We start from the raw sequence: 17,773 nt of genomic DNA, 5'->3' as shown, positions 1-17,773 counted from the left end.
GGAAGTCAGCTCAGATCATCGTGAGCCACGAGCTGACGAGCCGCCTCCGTCACCGATCCGGAGAGCGTCGGGTACACCGAGAAGGTATTCGCGAGATCGTCGACCGTCAACCGATTGGTCACAGCAACCGCGATCGGCAGAATCAACTCAGACGCGGTCGGCGCGACGACGACACCACCAATGACGAGGCTGGAGTTCCTGCGGCAGAAGAGTTTGACGAAACCATGGCGTAGGGAACGCATCTTGGCCCGCGGGTTCGTCGTGAGCGGCAGCACGATGGTCCGGGCTGTGACCTCCCCGGATTCGATGTCACTCTGAGTGTGCCCGACCGCAGCGATCTCCGGACGGGTGAATACCGCGGTAGCCACTGTCTTCAGCCGGATCGGGCTCACTCCCTCACCGAGCGCGTGGTACATCGCCACACGCCCCTGCATGGCTGCGACTGAGGCCAACGGAAAAAGATCGGAGCAGTCACCCGCTGCGTAGATACCCGCCACGGAGGTGCGCGACACCCGATCAACGATGATGTGCCCAGACGGAGAGGTTTCGACACCGACGCTCTCCAACCCGAGATTCCGTGTGTTCGGCACAGAGCCAACGGTCATCAGAGCATGGGAACCGAAAATCTCGCGGCCGTCGGTTGTCCGCACGCAGACCCCACCGTCATCGGTGCGCGTCACGGACTCCACCCGGGCGTGCTTCTCCAGGGAGACACCGCGTTCAGCCAGCACGGTTTCCAGGACATCGGCAGCATCCGCGTCATCGTGCGGGAGAATCCGATCCCGGGAGGCAACCATGGTCACCTTCACCCCCAGCTCTGCAAAGGCGGAGACGAACTCGGCCCCCGTGACACCGGAGCCGACGACAATCAAGTGTTCCGGAAGCTCATCGATGTCATAGACCTGACGCCAGGTGAGGATCCGCTCCCCGTCAGGTTGAGCCCCCGGGAGAACACGCGGCGATGCACCTGTTGCGAGGAGAACGAGGTCACACTCGATAACCTGATCAGGGCCACCGTCATTCGGTGTGACAGCGATGTAGTGGGTGCTCTGCTTGGGCTTGTAATCATCGAAACGTGCACGCCCGTCAATCACCCGCACCCCGGCGGACACCATCTGCCTGCGCACGTCCGAAGACTGCGCTGACGCGAGGTTCTTCACACGTTCATTGATCTCGCTGACCTGGAGCAGGTTAAAGGTGTCCGTTCGCTCCAATCCCATGTCATCCGCACGACGGAGATCCGTCTGGATACCCGTCGCAGCGATGAAGGACTTCGAGGGAACACAGTCATGGATAACCGCGGACCCACCGAGCCCCTGGTCCTCGATCAGGGTGATGTCGGCGCCGTACTTCGAGCCTGCGAGCGCGGCTTCGTAGCCGGCGGGGCCACCGCCGATGATCACTATTCGTTTGGACACAGGTCTCCTCCAGATACGCTTCGGGTGTAGTCAGTGCGTCAGTTTCGGGCCACTCCACGTGCGCGCGGCAAAGCCGCCCCACGGGCTGTGTGGGCTGCCCTGGGAGCAGTGTAATGCACCGGCTGTGCAGGCTCCCCTGCACCCGCCCCTCTCGGGGTCACCTGGTGGGCAGAAAACCGTCCGGTCCGACAGGACGCTGGACGTCCTTGTTCATCTCGCGTGAATAACCATCCACAACGGCACCGAATAACCGCACCCCGACTCCGAGACACCGCTCATCCACCACGAAATCACCCTGGTGCAGATCGAACTGGCGGCCAGATCCGGACCAGCAGCCCAGTCTCGCCATCGATCCCGGAACATGTTCGAGGTACCAGGAGAAATCCTCACCACCCGACGACTGCGGAGCGGCAACGATGGAGTGGGCGTCGATACCGCGGGCGGCGTTCGCCATCAGCGCCGTCGCCACGTCATCATTGATCACCGGGGGCACACCCTTCGTGTAGACCACCTCATACGTGCACCCGGTCGGGGCGATGATCTGCCCGATCAGCTCCGTGATCAGTGGTTCCGCAGACCGCCATACCCCAATGTCCGCAGTCCGAAGAGTCCCGGAGATCCGGCCGTCCTCGGGGATCGCGTTCGCTGCATAACCGGCGTTGATCGAACCGAAAACGAGAACAGTCCCCGTTCGCGGATCAAGTCGACGGCTCAACAGCGCCGGAAGCTGGGTAACCACACTCGACAATGCGTAGACGACATCTGCGGTCATCTGTGGACGGGAGGTGTGCCCGCCCGGCCCGTGGACGTTAACCTCAAGGATATCCGCCGCCGAGGTAATCGCACCCGTGCGCAGACCGATCTTCCCGGTCCGCAACTTCGGCTCGACATGGACAGCGAAGATCGATGAGACGTCCTCAAGCCCGCCCCACTCGATCACATCCGGGGCGCCGCCGTCCATGACCTCCTCAGCGGGCTGAAAGATGATCCGGACCCCGTGATTGAGGTCGGCGGCATGCAGCGCGCACGCCGCCCCCATCACGATTGCAGTGTGCACGTCATGCCCGCAGGCATGCATGACACCGGTTGTCCTGGATGAGAAGGCTACCGGTGCCTTCTCCTCGATGGGGAGCGCATCAATGTCCGCACGTAGAGCGATCCGGTGCCCGGTGTCCGGCCCGATGTCGACCATGAGCCCGGTTCCCGGGAACAGCTTCGGTTCCATCCCGTATCCGGCAAGGGTCTCCGCGATCCACTCGGTGGTGCCATACTCCATGTGGCTCAGCTCGGGATACGTGTGCAGGTGCCTCCGCCACCGGGTCAGCTCATCGGTGTGCTCGGTCAGCCAACCGTCGACCTGTGCCCGGATACTCATCTGATCCTCTCACGCTTTCGGATATACGTAAATGTTCGACCACGCGGGCGAAACCCTGGAATGTGACGGAGTTACCACTCCCGTGGGAACCCTCCGTCGCACACTGCGGGAAACCGTCCGGCAGTTCCTCCGTAATTCTATATTTGACGGCTGAACCAGCCTGCACCGCCCCAACCACCCGGCGAACGGTGAACATCAGCGATGGCGCAGATGCCGTAAGGCACCGTACCTCGCCATGAGAACGGCCCACCCCCTCTGTTCGCGAGGTCACACCCCCGGCCGTGGTATCTCACTTGCACCAGGGGTCGGTACATCCTACAAGTGAATATTGCGCGGACCGTAGAGCCGATCCCCGGCGTCACCCAAGCCAGGGACGATGTAGGCGGCGGAGTTGAGATCCGGGTCGATGGTCGCGGTGACCAACCGGACCGGATACCCCGATTCCGCCAGCGCATCAACTCCGGGCTGTGCGGACACCATGCAAACGGCGGTGATGTCCGTTGCTCCGCGGTCACACAGGAGTTTCAGGGAATGCAGAAGAGACCCCCCGGTGGCAAGCATCGGATCGACGATGAACACCGTCTCCTCGGACATATCCTCGGGAAGAGCCTCCAGGTACGGCACCGGCTCGTGAGTCTCCTCATCTCGGGCGATGCCGATGAATCCCACTTGCGCGTCGGGGATCATTGAGAGCGCGGGGTCAATCATTCCGAGGCCCGCCCTGATCACCGGCACGATGATCGGAGGCTTACGGAGCCTGGTTCCGGTTGCGGTGGACACCGGGGTTTCGGTGTTGAACGTCTCCACCGCCAGATTCCGGGCTGCCTCGTAGATGAGCATCGCGCCCAAATCCCGCAGCGCCGCACGGAACACGGAGTTGTCGCTGCGGCGGTCCCGCATGATGGTCAGGCGGGCTGCCGCCAGAGGGTGGTCGACGATTGTGATGTCCATGAGCACAATCCTAAGCCACGCCAGGCACACCGGAAATCCGTCGGGAACCTCATTCACGCTACTTCCGGTCTCATGGTGCATGAACACTCTCAGACTCGATCCCGAACACGCCCGTGCTCTGGTGCGTGATCTTGCCCACCGTGCCGCCACAACCCCCAACTGCGAAACACGTGTTCCACCCCAGACTCCCGGGACCAGCGATCTGATCTCCGCGTTCACCGATGCATCCCGGACGCTGAACCGACGTCGAACCACCGTGACCGACCACATCCGTGCTCTCGTAGAGGTACACGGGGGTCCCGGTGGGCACATCGACGCAGCCGTGGAGGCAGACAGAGGGCTGGCGGCGGGGCTCAGGGCATGAACCCGATCCTCCCTACCCTCGACCCCCTGGCCGGTGTCTTCAGCGGACTGGACACCATCTCTTCACTACTGCCACCGGAACTCCACCCACCCGTACTCGATGTACCCGATGTTTCCTCGGCCTCCCCACTCGCCGAGATGTTCGGCACCGATGCGCAGCAGCTCGTGAGCGAAACCATGTCACTGACTGCGGACTGCGCTTCCTTCGCCACAACCACCGTCCGGGCGGCGGTGGTCCTCAATGCCGCCCGGCTGGACCTCACCGGGATCGCCACCGCGGCACTTCGTGACGTCCGACTCGTCGCGCCCCTCGTCCTCACCCCGAATCCGGCCACCGCCCTTTCTGCGGTAGTCCGCATCGCAACGATCACCGGGGCAGCGATCAGCGCGGCGGTGGCCCGAGTTCTCCGAATGGAGGCGGAACTTCGCCCGCATGTGTCCAGATTCCGTGAACTCGCTGCCACGGAAACACACCTGCCGCAGGTTGTCCCATCCGATGGTCCCGGATCCGCACCGGCCCCTGTGGGCAAAACGTTCCCCCTCCCACCGAACCCGGGCCGGGTTTCTCCCTCGGATTCGGGTGCAGGCCGACGTGCCGCAGAGGCGGCTCTCTCGATGGTGGGCACGCCCTACGTGTGGGGTGGATCTACCCCCGACGGTTTCGACTGTTCCGGTTTGACGAGCTGGGCATGGCGCCAGGCGGGAGTCGAGCTCCCACGTCTGGCCGAGCACCAGACCGTCGGCAGGCAGGTCAGCTCAGACGAGCTCACCGAAGGTGATCTGGTGGTGTGGAACGGGCACGTCGCGATGTACATCGGAAACGGAAGAATCGTTGAAGCCGGGAGCCCGGTAGAGATTTCACCGCTGCGCACCACCAACGGTGGGATGGATTTCTACGGATTCTGGCGGCCCACCGGGTGACGCATCCACTGCGGGGTGGGGTGGGTGACGGCGTAGGAAACGTCAGGCTAGGATTTACAGCCATGGCACTACAAGGCATCGTCCCGATCACCGTTTCCCTAACTGAGGGAGACTTCCTCACCCTCTGGGCTCCGAAGTGGAGGGAACACGGCCAGGAATGGCAGGCGTTCCTCGGCGACGGGGATGATGTCTATCTCTTCCGGTCCACGGGAGAACTCCTTGCATTCATCGAGTCCGACTCCCGGCACGATCTGCGGGATCACCCGAAGTGGTCCGCCTTCCAGCATGAGGATTCGACGCGGGTCGTTCCCGGCAAGCGGGGATACTGTGACATTATCGGCGTGCCCGAACTCCTCGCGGGGCGTCCTAGTCATGACAACGTCACCGGTGTCGAGCGCGCGTTCGCCGTTACACGTTCACTGGGCGATGTAACGGGCTCCACCACGATCGGTTCTTTCTTCTCCTCGTATTCGGTGCTCGCCAACGTCGAACGTGGTGCGGACCATTATGCGGTGGAGAACGGCGATTCTGAATGGTCCGCGGTCGGTCGTGCTGTTCTCAGCAACTGGGACCGGATCGTCGACGAACTTGACGGCTGCTACATCATCCCCGAGCAGGACTCCTCAGTGGTCGACGCCGCGCAGGCAAAAGTCGACGCCGCAGTGGAAGCCCGCGAACAGGCCCGCATCGAGGAAGAGTCGGCCGTCGAAAACGCAGCGGAGAAGGTCGATCCGTACGACGTCTCGTTGTGGGGTACAGCGGGCATCGACCCAGTGAAGATCGCCATCGAGGGACGGACACTCTACACCTTGCGCACCTACGTCGACGGGCAGCCAGTGTTCCTCGGACATTTCGGCCAGATCTATACCTTCAGCAATCGCAGGGCGATGCTTCGCTGGCTCGCAGAACACGACGAGCACGACCTGGCTGCGACCGCTACCTGGTCCGAGATCATGGACGGTGTCAATGGTGGAACACTTGACGTCACCGCACACGCCGACAACACCTATGTGTTCACCGGACTGACAGAAGACATCATGAAGGGGCCGAACGCGGTCGATACCGAGCAGATGCGCCAGGCCTACGAGCTCCTCGCGGACGCGGCGGACTGGGCCCGTGACGATGCCGTGAACTCCGTACTCGTAGCGAATCCCGCACTGCAGGAGTACATCTCCTACATGCTGGGGGGATCGTCCGGATACATCCCCTCAGCCCCGTACACTGCGGAAGCCGAAGGCTGGAGAAGCCTGGAAAACGGCCTCGTGGGCCGATTCAGCAGGTTCTGATCACCGCCCGCCGCTACGGGGGAGCGCTGACGATATCCTGCAGTGGCTCCGTGGCGGCGGTGGGTGGCACGGACGTCCTTCCCCGTGCCCAGCAAGTGACTAATCCAGATCTGTCGGGTCGATCCCGAGTTCCGCGAGCAGCCCGGGATCTATCCCCTCAAAAGCGGAAACAGAGCCGCTTCTCTCCGAGTCCATCGATCTGTCTGACTCCTCCTCATCACTGGCCGCATCGTCAATCGTCGTCTTCTCCCATCCCGGAACGATGAGTCCTTCAAGGATCTCCCGCCGTTGAAGTTCAGGGATGAAGGCCGAGGCGATCGCGGTGACGGTGAGGTCAAAGAGTTCGGGAATCCCATAGTCGAACGTCTCGACGAGTAACATCATCTCCTCCGTCATGGAGGTTCCGGAGACGAGTCTGTTGTCGGTGTTGACGGTGCAGGCGAATCCAAGTCCGTGCAGCAGGGGAAGTGGATGGTCCGTAATCTCGTCGATGACTCCCGTCTGGACATTGGAGCTCGGGCACAGCTCCAGGGCGATCCCACGGTCGCGAACATAGGATGAAACGCGGCCGGGATCTATACCGTCGATACCCGCGCTGAAATCCTCGAATAACCGTGCGCCGTGCCCGATCCGCCAGGTTCCCTGGGAAACTGCGTCCGCCAGTGAATCAATGCCTGCGGCTTCCCCGGCATGAATGGTGAAGGGAACGAGATCCTCCCGTAGTACGGCGAATGCTCCCGCGCAGCACGCGGGTGGGAAACCAGCTTCCGCTCCGGCGATGTCGAACCCGACGACGTACCCACGTCCGGGAGAGTCGGAACCTGTGTTGGAGGCGACAAGTTCGGCAATCTCCCGGGCCCGGTCCGCGTGCCGCATCGCGCACAGGATCACCCGTGCGTGAATCGTGTGCCCGGACAGATGGGAGGTCTTCTCCCCCTCCATGCACCCGTCGACGACTGCGTCAACGATCTCCTGCAGCCCGAGTCCCTGTTCCTGATGCTGTTCCGGGGCAAATCGCAGTTCCGCATAGACAACTCCATCTGCGGCGAGATCCTCCACTGCTTCCCGGGCCACCCGGTGCAGCGCAGCCGTGGTCTGCATCACCGCGCAGGTGTGTGCGAACGTCTCCAAATACGCGGGCAGTGACCCCGAGTCCGCGGAGTTGACGAACCAACGGGCGAGCTCCTCAGGATTCCCCGTGGGCAGACCTCTGTAATCACAGTCAGCGGCCAGGTCAATGACTGTGCCGGGACGTAGCCCTCCATCGAGATGATCGTGCAGAACGACCTTCGGTAGTGCGGCTATAGTCTCCCGACTGAGTCGCTTGTGCCGGGGGCTGTATTCGGGAGAACCTTGCGCGATCGAGTACATGGACACAATCTACCTGGCGTTCGGGGCGAGGAGTACTCGACCCGAACAGTGCCGTCCCCGGTTCGTGGGGAGTTTGAATCCGCATGGGAGCTGAACGGGACTATCGTGGCTAAGCATGTCTCCACATGTTCGCCGAGCTCCGGTCACCGTCGCCGTGACATCCTCGCTCCTGATCCTCGCCACCGGTTTCACAGGTGCAGCTCATGCGCAAGATGGCACCCTGGCGACACCGACCGCTCCTCCGCAGACCGCCCTCTCCGGACGTCTCACGGCACCGGTCACCGATGACTGCCCCTGGGCAACGACTCCGGCAGCACCAGTCGACGCCTCGGAAGTTCCCGCTGCAGGCGCTCCCCTACCGAGTCTCCTCCCGGTTCCCGCCACACACGCAGGCGGACCGCAGATGTCTGCATGCGGTGTCGTGGCGGCTCCGGCTTTCATCGTGCCGGAGGACCAGACTGCCACCTCCTGGATTGTGTTCGACCTCGATTCCGGCGATGTGCTCGCGGCCAAGGACCCGCACGGTCGCTATCGACCGGCATCAATCATCAAGGTTCTCCTTGCCCTCGTCGTTCTGGACCGCCTTGACCTGGACCGCGAAGTGACCATCGGACACGATTCCGCAGCGATGGAGGGCTCCCGCGTGGGAATCGTGGAAGGTGGCCGCTACACCGTCGAGCAACTCCTGCAGGGACTGCTCATGGCATCAGGAAATGATGCGGCACACGCCCTCGCTCAGGAGCTCGGTGGCGACGAGCGCACGCTAGAGCTCATCAATACGAAAACACTGGACCTGGGGACTCAGGACACCCGGGTCGCCACATATTCCGGTCTTGACGGACCCGGAATGTCGACCTCGGCGTTCGACATGGCTCTGGCTTATCGGGCTGCCTGGGAAAATGAGGTGTTCGCCCGCATTGTCCGCACCGATCATGTGGACTTCCCCGGAGCGCCCGACGGTGACAGCTACCAGGTGTGGAATGACAATCATCTGCTGCTCAACGATTCGGACTCCATCGGCGGAAAGACCGGTTTTACCGATGACGCCAGGCACACGTTCGTCGGTGCGATGGAGCGACACGGCCGACGTCTGGCGACGGTCGTGTTGGACACCACCACGGACAAGGGGCGCCCGTGGGAACAGGCACAGCGCCTTCTCAACGCCGGTTACGCCGTACCACCACAGCAGAGTGTCGGCGTCGTCGAGAAACTCGCCCCCGCTGCCCCGACGTCGACTGCCTCCACCATGACGTCACCGACACCGGAGCCCGCACCATCAACGTCCGGTGCGGAGACCGACCCCCGCACCGTGACCCTCCGACTTCCTGCATGGAAGGTGGCCGCGATGGCCGTCGGAGGTATCTTCCTCGGAGCTCTCCTGTTCGGGATCGCACTGAACCGTGTGCTATCAAAGAGGAACCGTGCACGCCGCACAGATCGTCGCCCTGGATCGGTGCCCCGGCGCTAAAATCGGAAAAGAGGCCGAAGGTCGCCATCACGCTGCACCTCCGCCCCGCCCCTAGGACGAACAGTGCCGGAAAACTATCGCCGCAGCATCTTCTTCACCACGGCAATTCCGACGGCACCGATCGCCGCACCGGCCCCCACCAGAGCAACGGACGCCTTTGTGTCCGGAATTGGGTCAACGTCGTTACGTACCCGGATGACCGCAGGTTCCGGGATCGGGGTCCGGGTCTTCTTCAGCGATTCCGCCGTCGTTGCTGCCCACGCCGAGCAGTAGAGCAGGATCCGCCAGACGAAGAACAGGAGGACCATCACGCCGATGATCGGACCGAAGGTAGCGCCTGCCGGGTTACTCAGTGCCTTGGAGAAAAACACCGAACCGATCTGTTTGAACGCCTCGAAGACCACGGCACCGATGAGCGCACCCTTGACCGCGGAAACCCTGGGGACGCCGGTGCGCGGCAGGAACTTGATGAGGCAGAAGAACACACAGAAGTTGGTGATCAGGCCCACGATGAGCGCGACGAGATAGACGATCACCGAGATACCGGGAATACCATCGAGATTCACTTTCTCCAAGAGCGTCACCGTTAGACCAGAAGCCCCCACCGCGGTCACACCGAACGCAAGGATCAGCGCCAGCAACAGCCCGATAAGCCCGGCGAGATCCCGTAGCTTGCGCTTCACGATGTTTCCTTCGGAAGGATCACACTTCCACATCTTGGAGACACCGTAGCGGAGGTGGTTCATCCAGTTCAGACCGGACCACAGTGCAGTCAGACCACCGATACCTGCGACAGTGGAGCGCTGACTAATGGCTGTCTCAAGGATCCGGTTCACGGGTTCTCCGACGTCACCGGACACCGACTCACTGATCCGTTGCTGCAATTGAACGACAGCATCCGGATTATTCGCCAGGATGAAACCGACCGTGGCAAAGAGAATCATCAGGATGGGAAACATCGAGAGCACCGAAAAATAGGTGATACCGGCGGCGTACTGGTTTCCGCCCATCTCCCCATACCGCTCCTGCATCCGCATGATGTGATCGAACCAGGGCCATTTGTCCCGGTACTGCTGTAGAAACCCTGGATCGTCCTGATTGACCCGCTCAATGCCAAACTCGTCGGTCTGCTTTGGAGCTGTCTTGGATGAGGCCACGGCGTATTGTCCTTCGCGGGGTTTTGGTTGTGGAGATGGAGCAACCCCAGCCTAGGCATAGGACCCGCTCAAGGAAAACCCGGGACTCACGGCCAACCATCAGATCGCACCGAACCCCTATATAGGGGAATACACAGGGGGGTCAGACAATGCACCCAGAACACAGCTCGCAACACTGAAGATAAACACCATCTAACCATGTAGCTAACAGTATTTCCATGGGATTAACGTGCCCTTTCAACGAGAGGAAGAGTGTATTCCGCCCCTAAATACTACTTTTATTCTATGTATAAGCGGGCATAATGACCACAATGACTCTGTCTCAGTTTCGTCTCCCTACCCAAGGACACTCACACATGCCACGGATCCCCCACCTCGCCACCGTTACAACTGTGTCTCTGGTCGGCAGCCTTCTACTCGCACCGGGTGCCTTCGCCGCGGAGAGCACGACCACAACGACAATCCCCCTCACATGCCAGGCAATCCCGAAGACCAGCCTCGCCGGAGCACAGGACTTCTCCACTGGTGCAGAAGGCGTGACCGTCGACATCATCGCCCCCGAATCCGTCGACATCGGGGAGGACTTCACGGCACAGATTTCTATCCGACCCGTACAGATCAACGTCAGCGGGCTCCCCGCGGGCGCCACGATCAACGAGCTCTCCCGCATCAAACTCGATGTAGCCATTCCCGATGGACTGACCTACCTGGACAACAGCCTGGACACCAGTGATTCCAACCTCACAGGCCTCCAGATCAAGCGGATCAACGAGCGGGGACGGGAGGACGAAAACGGACGGTTCCTTCGTGTAACCAGTGCAGACAACGCGACCATCGGTAATGGCCCCAACGCCAGCACAGATGCATCGGGTGGGGTCAAACATGTGGTGAAGAACGGCAAAATCGATATGAGGTTTCCCGTCGTAACGCTCAGGTTCCGCGCAGAGCAGGCCGGCACAGTACCCCTGGGGGTAAGGACTGCCGGAGCCGCACAAAATTATGGCTCCGACGAGAACTTCCTCACGATGCTCGCCAAGATCAATGTCCCAGTTCCCTTCGTAGGCGGCACCTTCTGGGCGCCGACACGCTGTACCCCGAGAGAGAACAAGGATGCCGCGATTGCACCCCAGGCTTCCGCGCTAGCGACAGTCCGGGTGGTCGACAGCGGACCCGCCGTCGACACGGGCCTGGCCGTATCCGCCTCCGAAGCCACGGCGGGCATTCCTACCACCGTCACCGCACAGGTGACTCCTGAACAGGCCAACGGAACAGTCACCTTCGCCATCGGAGGCTCCACGGTCCAGGCTCCGGTGGCGAACGGCACCGCCACCGCCGAGCTCACGTTCCCTTCCGTGGGCACCCATGAGCTCACCACCACATTCACCCCGGGCAAGCCCCGCCGGTTCAATCCCTCAACCTCCACCACACGGGTCCAGGTACAAGGACAGGACTCGAAACTCTCGATCGTGGCTCCCGATGCCGCCCGGGCGGACACCTCCATCACCGTGGCTGCCACAGTGGACCCCACCGCCAGCGGAACCATCGCCTTCCGCTTCGATGACAACGACGCGGTGACTGTCCCCGTGAAGAACGGCCGCGCCAGCACGTCACTGACTGTTCCGACTACGCCCGGTGAGAATGAACTCATCGCCACGTTCACCCCTGCCGAAGGATCACTGTTCGCAGAGGCAGAGATACGCTCGAACATCACCATCACCGACGCCACCTACACCGTCCTCACACTCGAAGGACCGGAGAGTACGGTCCGACCGGGCGAACAGACCACGATCATCGCGAAACTCCAGCCCGTCGACGGCACCACCACCGCAACCGGCACCGTCACCTTCACCGTTGACGGAACCAGCCGCAAGGTCGAGGTGAGCGACAACACCGCCACCTTCACCTTCACCCCGGACCGGGCGGATTCCTTCACCATCGCCGCGGCATTCGCTCCCGGCGACGACACGCAAACGGCAGCCACCTCGGAGTTCACGCTCACCGCGGCAGCGACGGAATCATCGTTCGCGCTTGAGGCACCGGATCTGGTCCGCCCCTTCGAGGAGGCATCATTCGGGGTCACCGTGACTCCCGCCGCCGACGGAACCCTCACCGCCACCCACGAGGGCCGCTCCACGTCCGTTCCGGTCACCGCCGGTACCGCGACGCTACCGCTGACGTTCACGCGCAGCGGTACCCAGCCGGTGTCTCTCAGCTTCACTCCGGCAGAAGGCTCCTCGACTAAGGGAGTCACGCAATCCATCACCGTCGAGGTCACGACGGTCAACTTCGAATCCGCCAGCGTCGGCATCGAGGCGCCATCGACGATCGAAGCCGACACCCCGCTCCCCCTCACCGTCACCGTCACCCCGGACAGCGGACCGGCGCAGGCGGTATCCGGTTCCCTCTCCTTCACGGTCGACGGTGAAGAGCTGGTCGACGGTGAGGGCCGGGCCATCACCATGCCGGTGTCCGGAGGGAAGTCCACGGTCAACCTGACCTTCGTCCACGGTGGTGAACGCACTGTCACGGTCACGTTCACCGGTGACAACGGTGTCACCGCGACCGGAACCCACACGGTCACCGTCACCGGAGGCACGCAGGCACCGGGCGGCAGCTCCGACATCACCATCAGCTCCGGGTCCCCCACCGGTGAGGAAGGGACGAACCCCTTCTCGGCGCTGCTCGCCCTCATCGCCCCCTTCTGGGCGTGGCTGCAGAGCCTCTTCGCGAAGCTCTTCGGCGGATCCTCCTAAAACACCCTCCATCATTCACACCACGCACTCCACGGGAGAACTGAGCAACAATGAACGCCATTATTCGCACCACCACAGCAGCGGGAGCTGCGCTGTGCCTGGTGCTGGGAATCAGTCAGGCCACGGCCGCAGCCGCCGAGCTCGAGAGCACCACGCGGCACACCGAGGTCACCTATTCCTGCGAGCATGATTTCGCCTTTTGGGGAAATAACAAGCAGGATGTGTCCCTGAGTCCTGAAATGATCAGCGCCACCTATCCGGAGATCGTCAAACCCGGAGAAACCTTCACCATCACACTGCAACCCGGGGAGTGGAGCACCGAGGAACAGCTCGGCCGCATCCGCTACGACATTGCGCTCCCCACCACCGGCACCATCCAGAAGGTGGAGCTTGCAGACCAGGGAAGCAATGTGCAGGGCACCAACGCCGAGATTTCCGTGATCCGGGTGAACCACAAGGGGGAGGAAACACCTGACGGCCGTTTCGCCCGCATCTCCGCCGGTAACCTCACCATCGACAACGGCCCCAAGGCGGACAACGGCAACAACGCGGCCACGGGACTCACCGCGGAGAAGGGCGCTCACTTCCGCCTGCCCGGCGTGATGATCACCATGACCGCCCCGGAGACCTCCGGTACAACCATCACCACGGGGCTCCGTAACGCGGGAGGCGGCGACAAGGTATCCACCCTCTCCCTGATCGAAGTCCGCCCGGGTTCGTGGTGGGGTTTCAACAATGACGGTATCAACTGCACGGCCGACGCCGCCGGTGCTGAGTTGGGCAACACGGTCGTCGGCCCAGTGGACTCCGCCGTTACCTTCATCAAGACCGATCCAATCGAACTTTTCTACGACAACCCCCACCTCATCTCAAATGACCTGTCTGTCAAGGTCAACCACCCGGACGGTTCAGCGATCTCACACGGTAAGGTGCGTTTCACCGTCGGCGATCAGAGTGAAGAGGTAGAGGTGGTTGACGGACGCGCCAGAATCACCGACATCCAACTCCCGGTCCCTGAAGGCAGGGAGCCTGCCGTTTATGAGGCAACGGCCACCTACCTCGGAGTGGATGGTATCTACCGCCCTTCCACCGCCTCTGAGACAGTCCCTGTCATTGTCGCTCCCAAAGCCCTGGATGAAGTTCAGGGCACCATCTCCCTCAACGCTGTTCCCGATTATGACGACCTGCTCATCTCGGACGTCACGAATATACCGGTAATACTCACTGCCACGGTCGGGTCCGATGACGGGTCTGCACTCCCTGATGGGCTCACCGTGAATTTCCGCATCGACGACATCAATCTCGGTAGTGTGAGAATCAACAATGGCACGGCTTCTTTCCTGGCGTTCGTGACCAACGAAGCGCACAGACATACCGTCTCCGCCACGGTCAACGACCACACGACAGACTCCGTACATTTCACGGGAGCCACCGCAGATACCCAGGTAGATATCGTCCCCGTCGCACAGGGTGACATCACGCTGAACCTTGAGCCAAAACAAGCATCACTCGGTGACACCGTGACGCTGCGGGCACAGTACACCGCGTTCGGAGGCACACCCGAGGGCGCCGAGGTGATCTTCCGCAGCAACGGTGTACGCATCGGGACCGCCACCACCGATGGAGACGGAATTGCCACGCTGACCCATCAGATCCGCCAGTCCGGTGACATCACCTTCACCGCTTTCTCCCCAGAACGTATCGCAGGGGACAACCGCCACTACAGCTCAGCGGAATCAGATGGTCGAACCCTGACCGTCGACGGCCCGGAAACCCGCACCTCCCAGACCACACTGACCCGCACCGTTCCCGTCGAGGGCAGCAAGCTCACCGCCGGTGACGAAGCAGAGTTCACGGCAACCGTCGACACCGGCAACGACACAATCAGCGGAACCGTGTCCTTCTACGCCGACGATGTCCTTCTCGGAACCGCAGATCTCGACCCCGCATCGAAAACCGCCGCCTTCCGGCATGTCTTCAGCAGCCCCGGCGACGTCACCGTCCATGCGCTATTCGGAGGTGGAGAGGTCCAGACCGATGGCATCACCACCGCGACCTACACGCCTTCTCAGTCTGAACCGCTGACCTTCACCGTGGAAGCCCGCAACGTCGTGGTCCCCGGGCCCGGCGCCCCCGGCGATCCCACCCTGCCCGGAGGATCCTCCGCCGGGGAATCAGGTTCCTTCCTTCAGAAACTGTTCGGTTTCCTGGGACTTGCATCGTTCACGGACACCCTCTCGAAGATCCTTGCCGCAATTCAGAGCTTCTTCGCCGGACTCGGTTTCGGAAAGGCTTGATACCTCTTCCTGACCGCTTCTCCGCTATGGCCCGGCACACATCGTGCCGGGCCATAGCTGTTGTTCCCACCGACATGAGACCCGATTCTCTCCCTTACACTGACCTCCATGAGAATCGCCGTGCTCTCCCCTGCCTTCGCCGTGCCCGCCGTGTTCCCCGACATCCATGAGCAGGCCATGTCCCGGATGCGAGGACTGGGCTGGGAACCCGTCGAGTACCCCACGACGAGGAGACTCAACGCAACGCCCGAGGACCGGGCCGCCGACATCCACGCGGCGTTCACCGATCCCTCGATCGACGCTATCTTCGCCACCATCGGCGGCAACGATCAGATCACCGTGATCCCGCATCTCGACGCCGACCTGATTGCGGCACACCCCACGCCGTTCTTCGGCTACAGCGACAACACCAACCTGCACAATTTCCTCCACAACCTGGGTATCCCCAGCATCTACGGTGGTTCCACACAGGTGCACCTGGGATCGGGCAGCGGTATCGACGACGCCCACCTCCGCACCCTGCGCGCCGCTCTTGCCGGGGAGAGCATCGAACTGACCGCCCCCTCGTGGGGAGCGAGCGTGGGGATCAGTTGGGAGGATCCCCGATCACTCACCGAGGACGGCCCACGCCACGCCCCGATCCCGTGGCAGTGGTCCGGCTCGGCGGAATGCGTCAGCGGCCGTACCTGGGGTGGGTGCATTGAGGTACTCAACCAGATCGCCATCGCCGGACGACTGCCAGAGCGTATCGACGGCACGGTGCTCCTGCTCGAGGCGTCCGAAGAGCTCACCCCCGCCGGGCGTATCAATGACATCGTGCGGGCGTTCGGCGAACGCGGTTTCCTCCGGCAGGTGGTGGGCGTCCTCGTTGCCGCGCCGCCCACCACCAATATCGAGGGGCACACTCTGGACCCGGACACCTGGCGCGATACCGTTCTCGGCACCATTGCCCACTATGCCCCGCACGCGGTGTGCTGCTTCGGGGTTCCCTTCGGGCACACCCTGCCACAACTGGTCGTACCCTACGGCGGGCGTATCACCCTCGACGGGCGACAACAGCGCATCTGGGCTCACTACGAGGTCGCCGGGAGCTAACCTCACTACGTGTCGACGGCCGCGAACCTCCGGGAGGCGCGGCCGTCGACACGTACAAACCGGGCTAGGTGCGGCGCAGGAACCCGATGTTCTCGTAGACGTCGGCGAGCGTGCGGGAGGCCACCTCACGCGCCCGATCTGCGCCCTGCGCAAGCACGCGCTCCAGCTCGGCGCGGTCCGACATGTACATGTCATACTTCGCGCGCAGCGGAGTGACGAACGCCTCCAGAGCCTCGGCGGTGTCCTTCTTCAACTCGCCATAGCCGGAGCCCTCGTAACCGGCGACGAGATCATCGATGCTCGTGCCCGTCAGACCAGACTGGATCACCAGGAGGTTGGACACGCCCGGCTTGTTCTCCTTGTCGAAGCGGATCTCCCCGTCATTGTCGGTGACGGCGCTGCGGATCCGCTTGGCGGAGACCTTCGGATCGTCGAGCAGATTGATCAGCCCCTTGGGATTGTCCCCTGACTTGCTCATCTTCGCGGTCGGTTCCTGCAGATCATAGATCTTCGACGCACCGGTGGGGATGAATCCCTCCGGCACGGGAAACGTCTTCTTGTACCTGCCGTTGAAGCGCTCCGCGAGGTTGCGGGTGAGCTCCAGGTGCTGCCGCTGATCCTCGCCCACGGGCACGAGCTGCGGACGGTAGAGCAGAATGTCAGCGGCCATGAGCATCGGGTAGGCGAACAGTCCTGCGGAGGTACGGTCCGCGCCACGTTTGGTGGACTTGTCCTTGAACTGCGTCATCCGCGACGCTTCACCGAATCCGGTGAGGCAGGTGAGCACCCAGGCGAGTTCGGCGTGCTCCGGTACGTGGGACTGAACGAAGAGTGCGGACTTCTCCGGGTCAATCCCGAGTGCGAGGAGCTGCGCGGCACCGCCGACAGTACGGGCGCGTAGTTCCTTCGGGTCCTGGTCGACGGTGATCGCGTGAAGATCAGGGATGAAATAGAACGCCTCGAACTCATCCTGCAGGTTGATCCACTGCTTCAGCGCACCCAGGTAATTACCCAGGTGGTAGGAGTCGGCGGTCGGCTGGATACCGGACAGCACGCGCTGCTTCTTCGTGGATCGGTTCTGCTCGGAAGGGTTCTGTTCACTCATGGACACCACTGTAGTCCGGGGCTGTTGGCGGAGTTCAACAGAAGGTGACCGCCAGTGTTCCCGCTGAGTCGAGGATCAGTTAGCCGTCACTTCGGGAGTAAGCCGGCGGCGCAGGGATGTGGTGAACCTCTGCGAGAGTTTGACCGACTGGGTCGGTAGCTGTCCATCGACTGATTTTGAGGCCACTAAGGTAGGGAACGATCACCACCCACC

General features: G+C 62.3%; 13 protein-coding genes. 7 read left to right on the top strand and 6 right to left on the bottom strand.

Annotation, left to right across the window (positions count from 1 at the left end; genetic code table 11):
• Window positions 1–5: 5 nt before the first annotated feature.
• The 3 genes from QWU43_RS08005 to upp form a co-directional block, all read right to left on the bottom strand.
• Entirely contained in the window at window positions 6–1,418 is a 1,413-nt protein-coding gene (locus QWU43_RS08005; RefSeq protein WP_370914439.1) for an NAD(P)H-quinone dehydrogenase, read from the bottom strand.
• 157 nt (window positions 1,419–1,575) lie between these two features.
• A complete protein-coding gene (locus tag QWU43_RS08000; RefSeq protein ID WP_370914440.1) occupies window positions 1,576–2,793 on the bottom strand; it encodes a M20 family metallopeptidase in 1,218 nt (405 codons plus the stop codon).
• 315 nt (window positions 2,794–3,108) lie between these two features.
• On the bottom strand, window positions 3,109–3,744 hold the full coding sequence (upp, locus tag QWU43_RS07995) for a uracil phosphoribosyltransferase (protein WP_370914441.1): 636 nt from the start codon (window positions 3,742–3,744) through the stop codon (window positions 3,109–3,111).
• 79 nt (window positions 3,745–3,823) lie between these two features.
• Here upp and QWU43_RS07990 point away from each other — a divergent pair, with 79 nt between their 5' ends.
• The 3 genes from QWU43_RS07990 to QWU43_RS07980 all read left to right on the top strand — a co-directional run bounded on the left by QWU43_RS07990 (window position 3,824) and on the right by QWU43_RS07980 (window position 6,314).
• Complete coding sequence (locus QWU43_RS07990) at window positions 3,824–4,108, top strand: hypothetical protein (RefSeq protein WP_370914442.1); 285 nt, start codon at window positions 3,824–3,826, stop codon at window positions 4,106–4,108.
• Window positions 4,105–5,028: an NlpC/P60 family protein gene (locus QWU43_RS07985; protein WP_370917550.1), complete on the top strand. Its 924-nt coding sequence runs from the start codon at window positions 4,105–4,107 to the stop codon at window positions 5,026–5,028. Before QWU43_RS07990 ends, QWU43_RS07985 begins: the two co-directional genes overlap by 4 nt.
• Before the next feature lie 62 nt (window positions 5,029–5,090).
• Window positions 5,091–6,314, top strand: a complete 1,224-nt coding sequence (locus QWU43_RS07980) for a hypothetical protein (protein ID WP_370914444.1) — start codon at window positions 5,091–5,093, stop codon at window positions 6,312–6,314.
• A gap of 99 nt (window positions 6,315–6,413) precedes the next feature.
• Here QWU43_RS07980 and QWU43_RS07975 read toward each other — a convergent pair whose 3' ends face one another.
• Complete coding sequence (locus QWU43_RS07975; protein WP_370917549.1) at window positions 6,414–7,685, bottom strand: adenosine deaminase; 1,272 nt, start codon at window positions 7,683–7,685, stop codon at window positions 6,414–6,416.
• A gap of 115 nt (window positions 7,686–7,800) precedes the next feature.
• Here QWU43_RS07975 and QWU43_RS07970 point away from each other — a divergent pair, with 115 nt between their 5' ends.
• A complete protein-coding gene (locus QWU43_RS07970; RefSeq protein WP_370914446.1) occupies window positions 7,801–9,153 on the top strand; it encodes a D-alanyl-D-alanine carboxypeptidase family protein in 1,353 nt (450 codons plus the stop codon).
• Window positions 9,154–9,227: 74 nt separating this feature from the next.
• Here QWU43_RS07970 and yhjD read toward each other — a convergent pair whose 3' ends face one another.
• On the bottom strand, window positions 9,228–10,310 hold the full coding sequence (gene yhjD, locus QWU43_RS07965; protein WP_370914447.1) for an inner membrane protein YhjD: 1,083 nt from the start codon (window positions 10,308–10,310) through the stop codon (window positions 9,228–9,230).
• 356 nt (window positions 10,311–10,666) lie between these two features.
• Here yhjD and QWU43_RS07960 point away from each other — a divergent pair, with 356 nt between their 5' ends.
• The 3 genes from QWU43_RS07960 (at window position 10,667) to QWU43_RS07950 (ending at window position 16,455) form a co-directional block, all read left to right on the top strand.
• Window positions 10,667–13,063: an Ig-like domain-containing protein gene (locus QWU43_RS07960; RefSeq protein ID WP_370917548.1), complete on the top strand. Its 2,397-nt coding sequence runs from the start codon at window positions 10,667–10,669 to the stop codon at window positions 13,061–13,063.
• A 50-nt stretch (window positions 13,064–13,113) separates the two neighbouring features.
• Window positions 13,114–15,360 (top strand): Ig-like domain-containing protein, encoded by a 2,247-nt coding sequence (locus QWU43_RS07955; protein ID WP_370917547.1) that lies wholly within the window; start codon window positions 13,114–13,116, stop codon window positions 15,358–15,360.
• 108 nt (window positions 15,361–15,468) lie between these two features.
• A complete protein-coding gene (locus tag QWU43_RS07950) occupies window positions 15,469–16,455 on the top strand; it encodes a S66 peptidase family protein (protein ID WP_370917546.1) in 987 nt (328 codons plus the stop codon).
• A 64-nt stretch (window positions 16,456–16,519) separates the two neighbouring features.
• Here QWU43_RS07950 and trpS read toward each other — a convergent pair whose 3' ends face one another.
• Entirely contained in the window at window positions 16,520–17,560 is a 1,041-nt protein-coding gene (gene trpS / locus QWU43_RS07945; RefSeq protein ID WP_370917545.1) for a tryptophan--tRNA ligase, read from the bottom strand.
• Window positions 17,561–17,773: the final 213 nt, after the last annotated feature.

The sequence above is a fragment of the Corynebacterium sp. CCM 9204 genome, assembly GCF_041357695.1.
In the GTDB taxonomy this organism is placed as follows: Bacteria; Actinomycetota; Actinomycetes; order Mycobacteriales; family Mycobacteriaceae; genus Corynebacterium.
The sequence above is the reverse complement of the archived record's forward strand: the minus strand, read 5'-3'. Positions and strand labels throughout refer to the sequence as shown.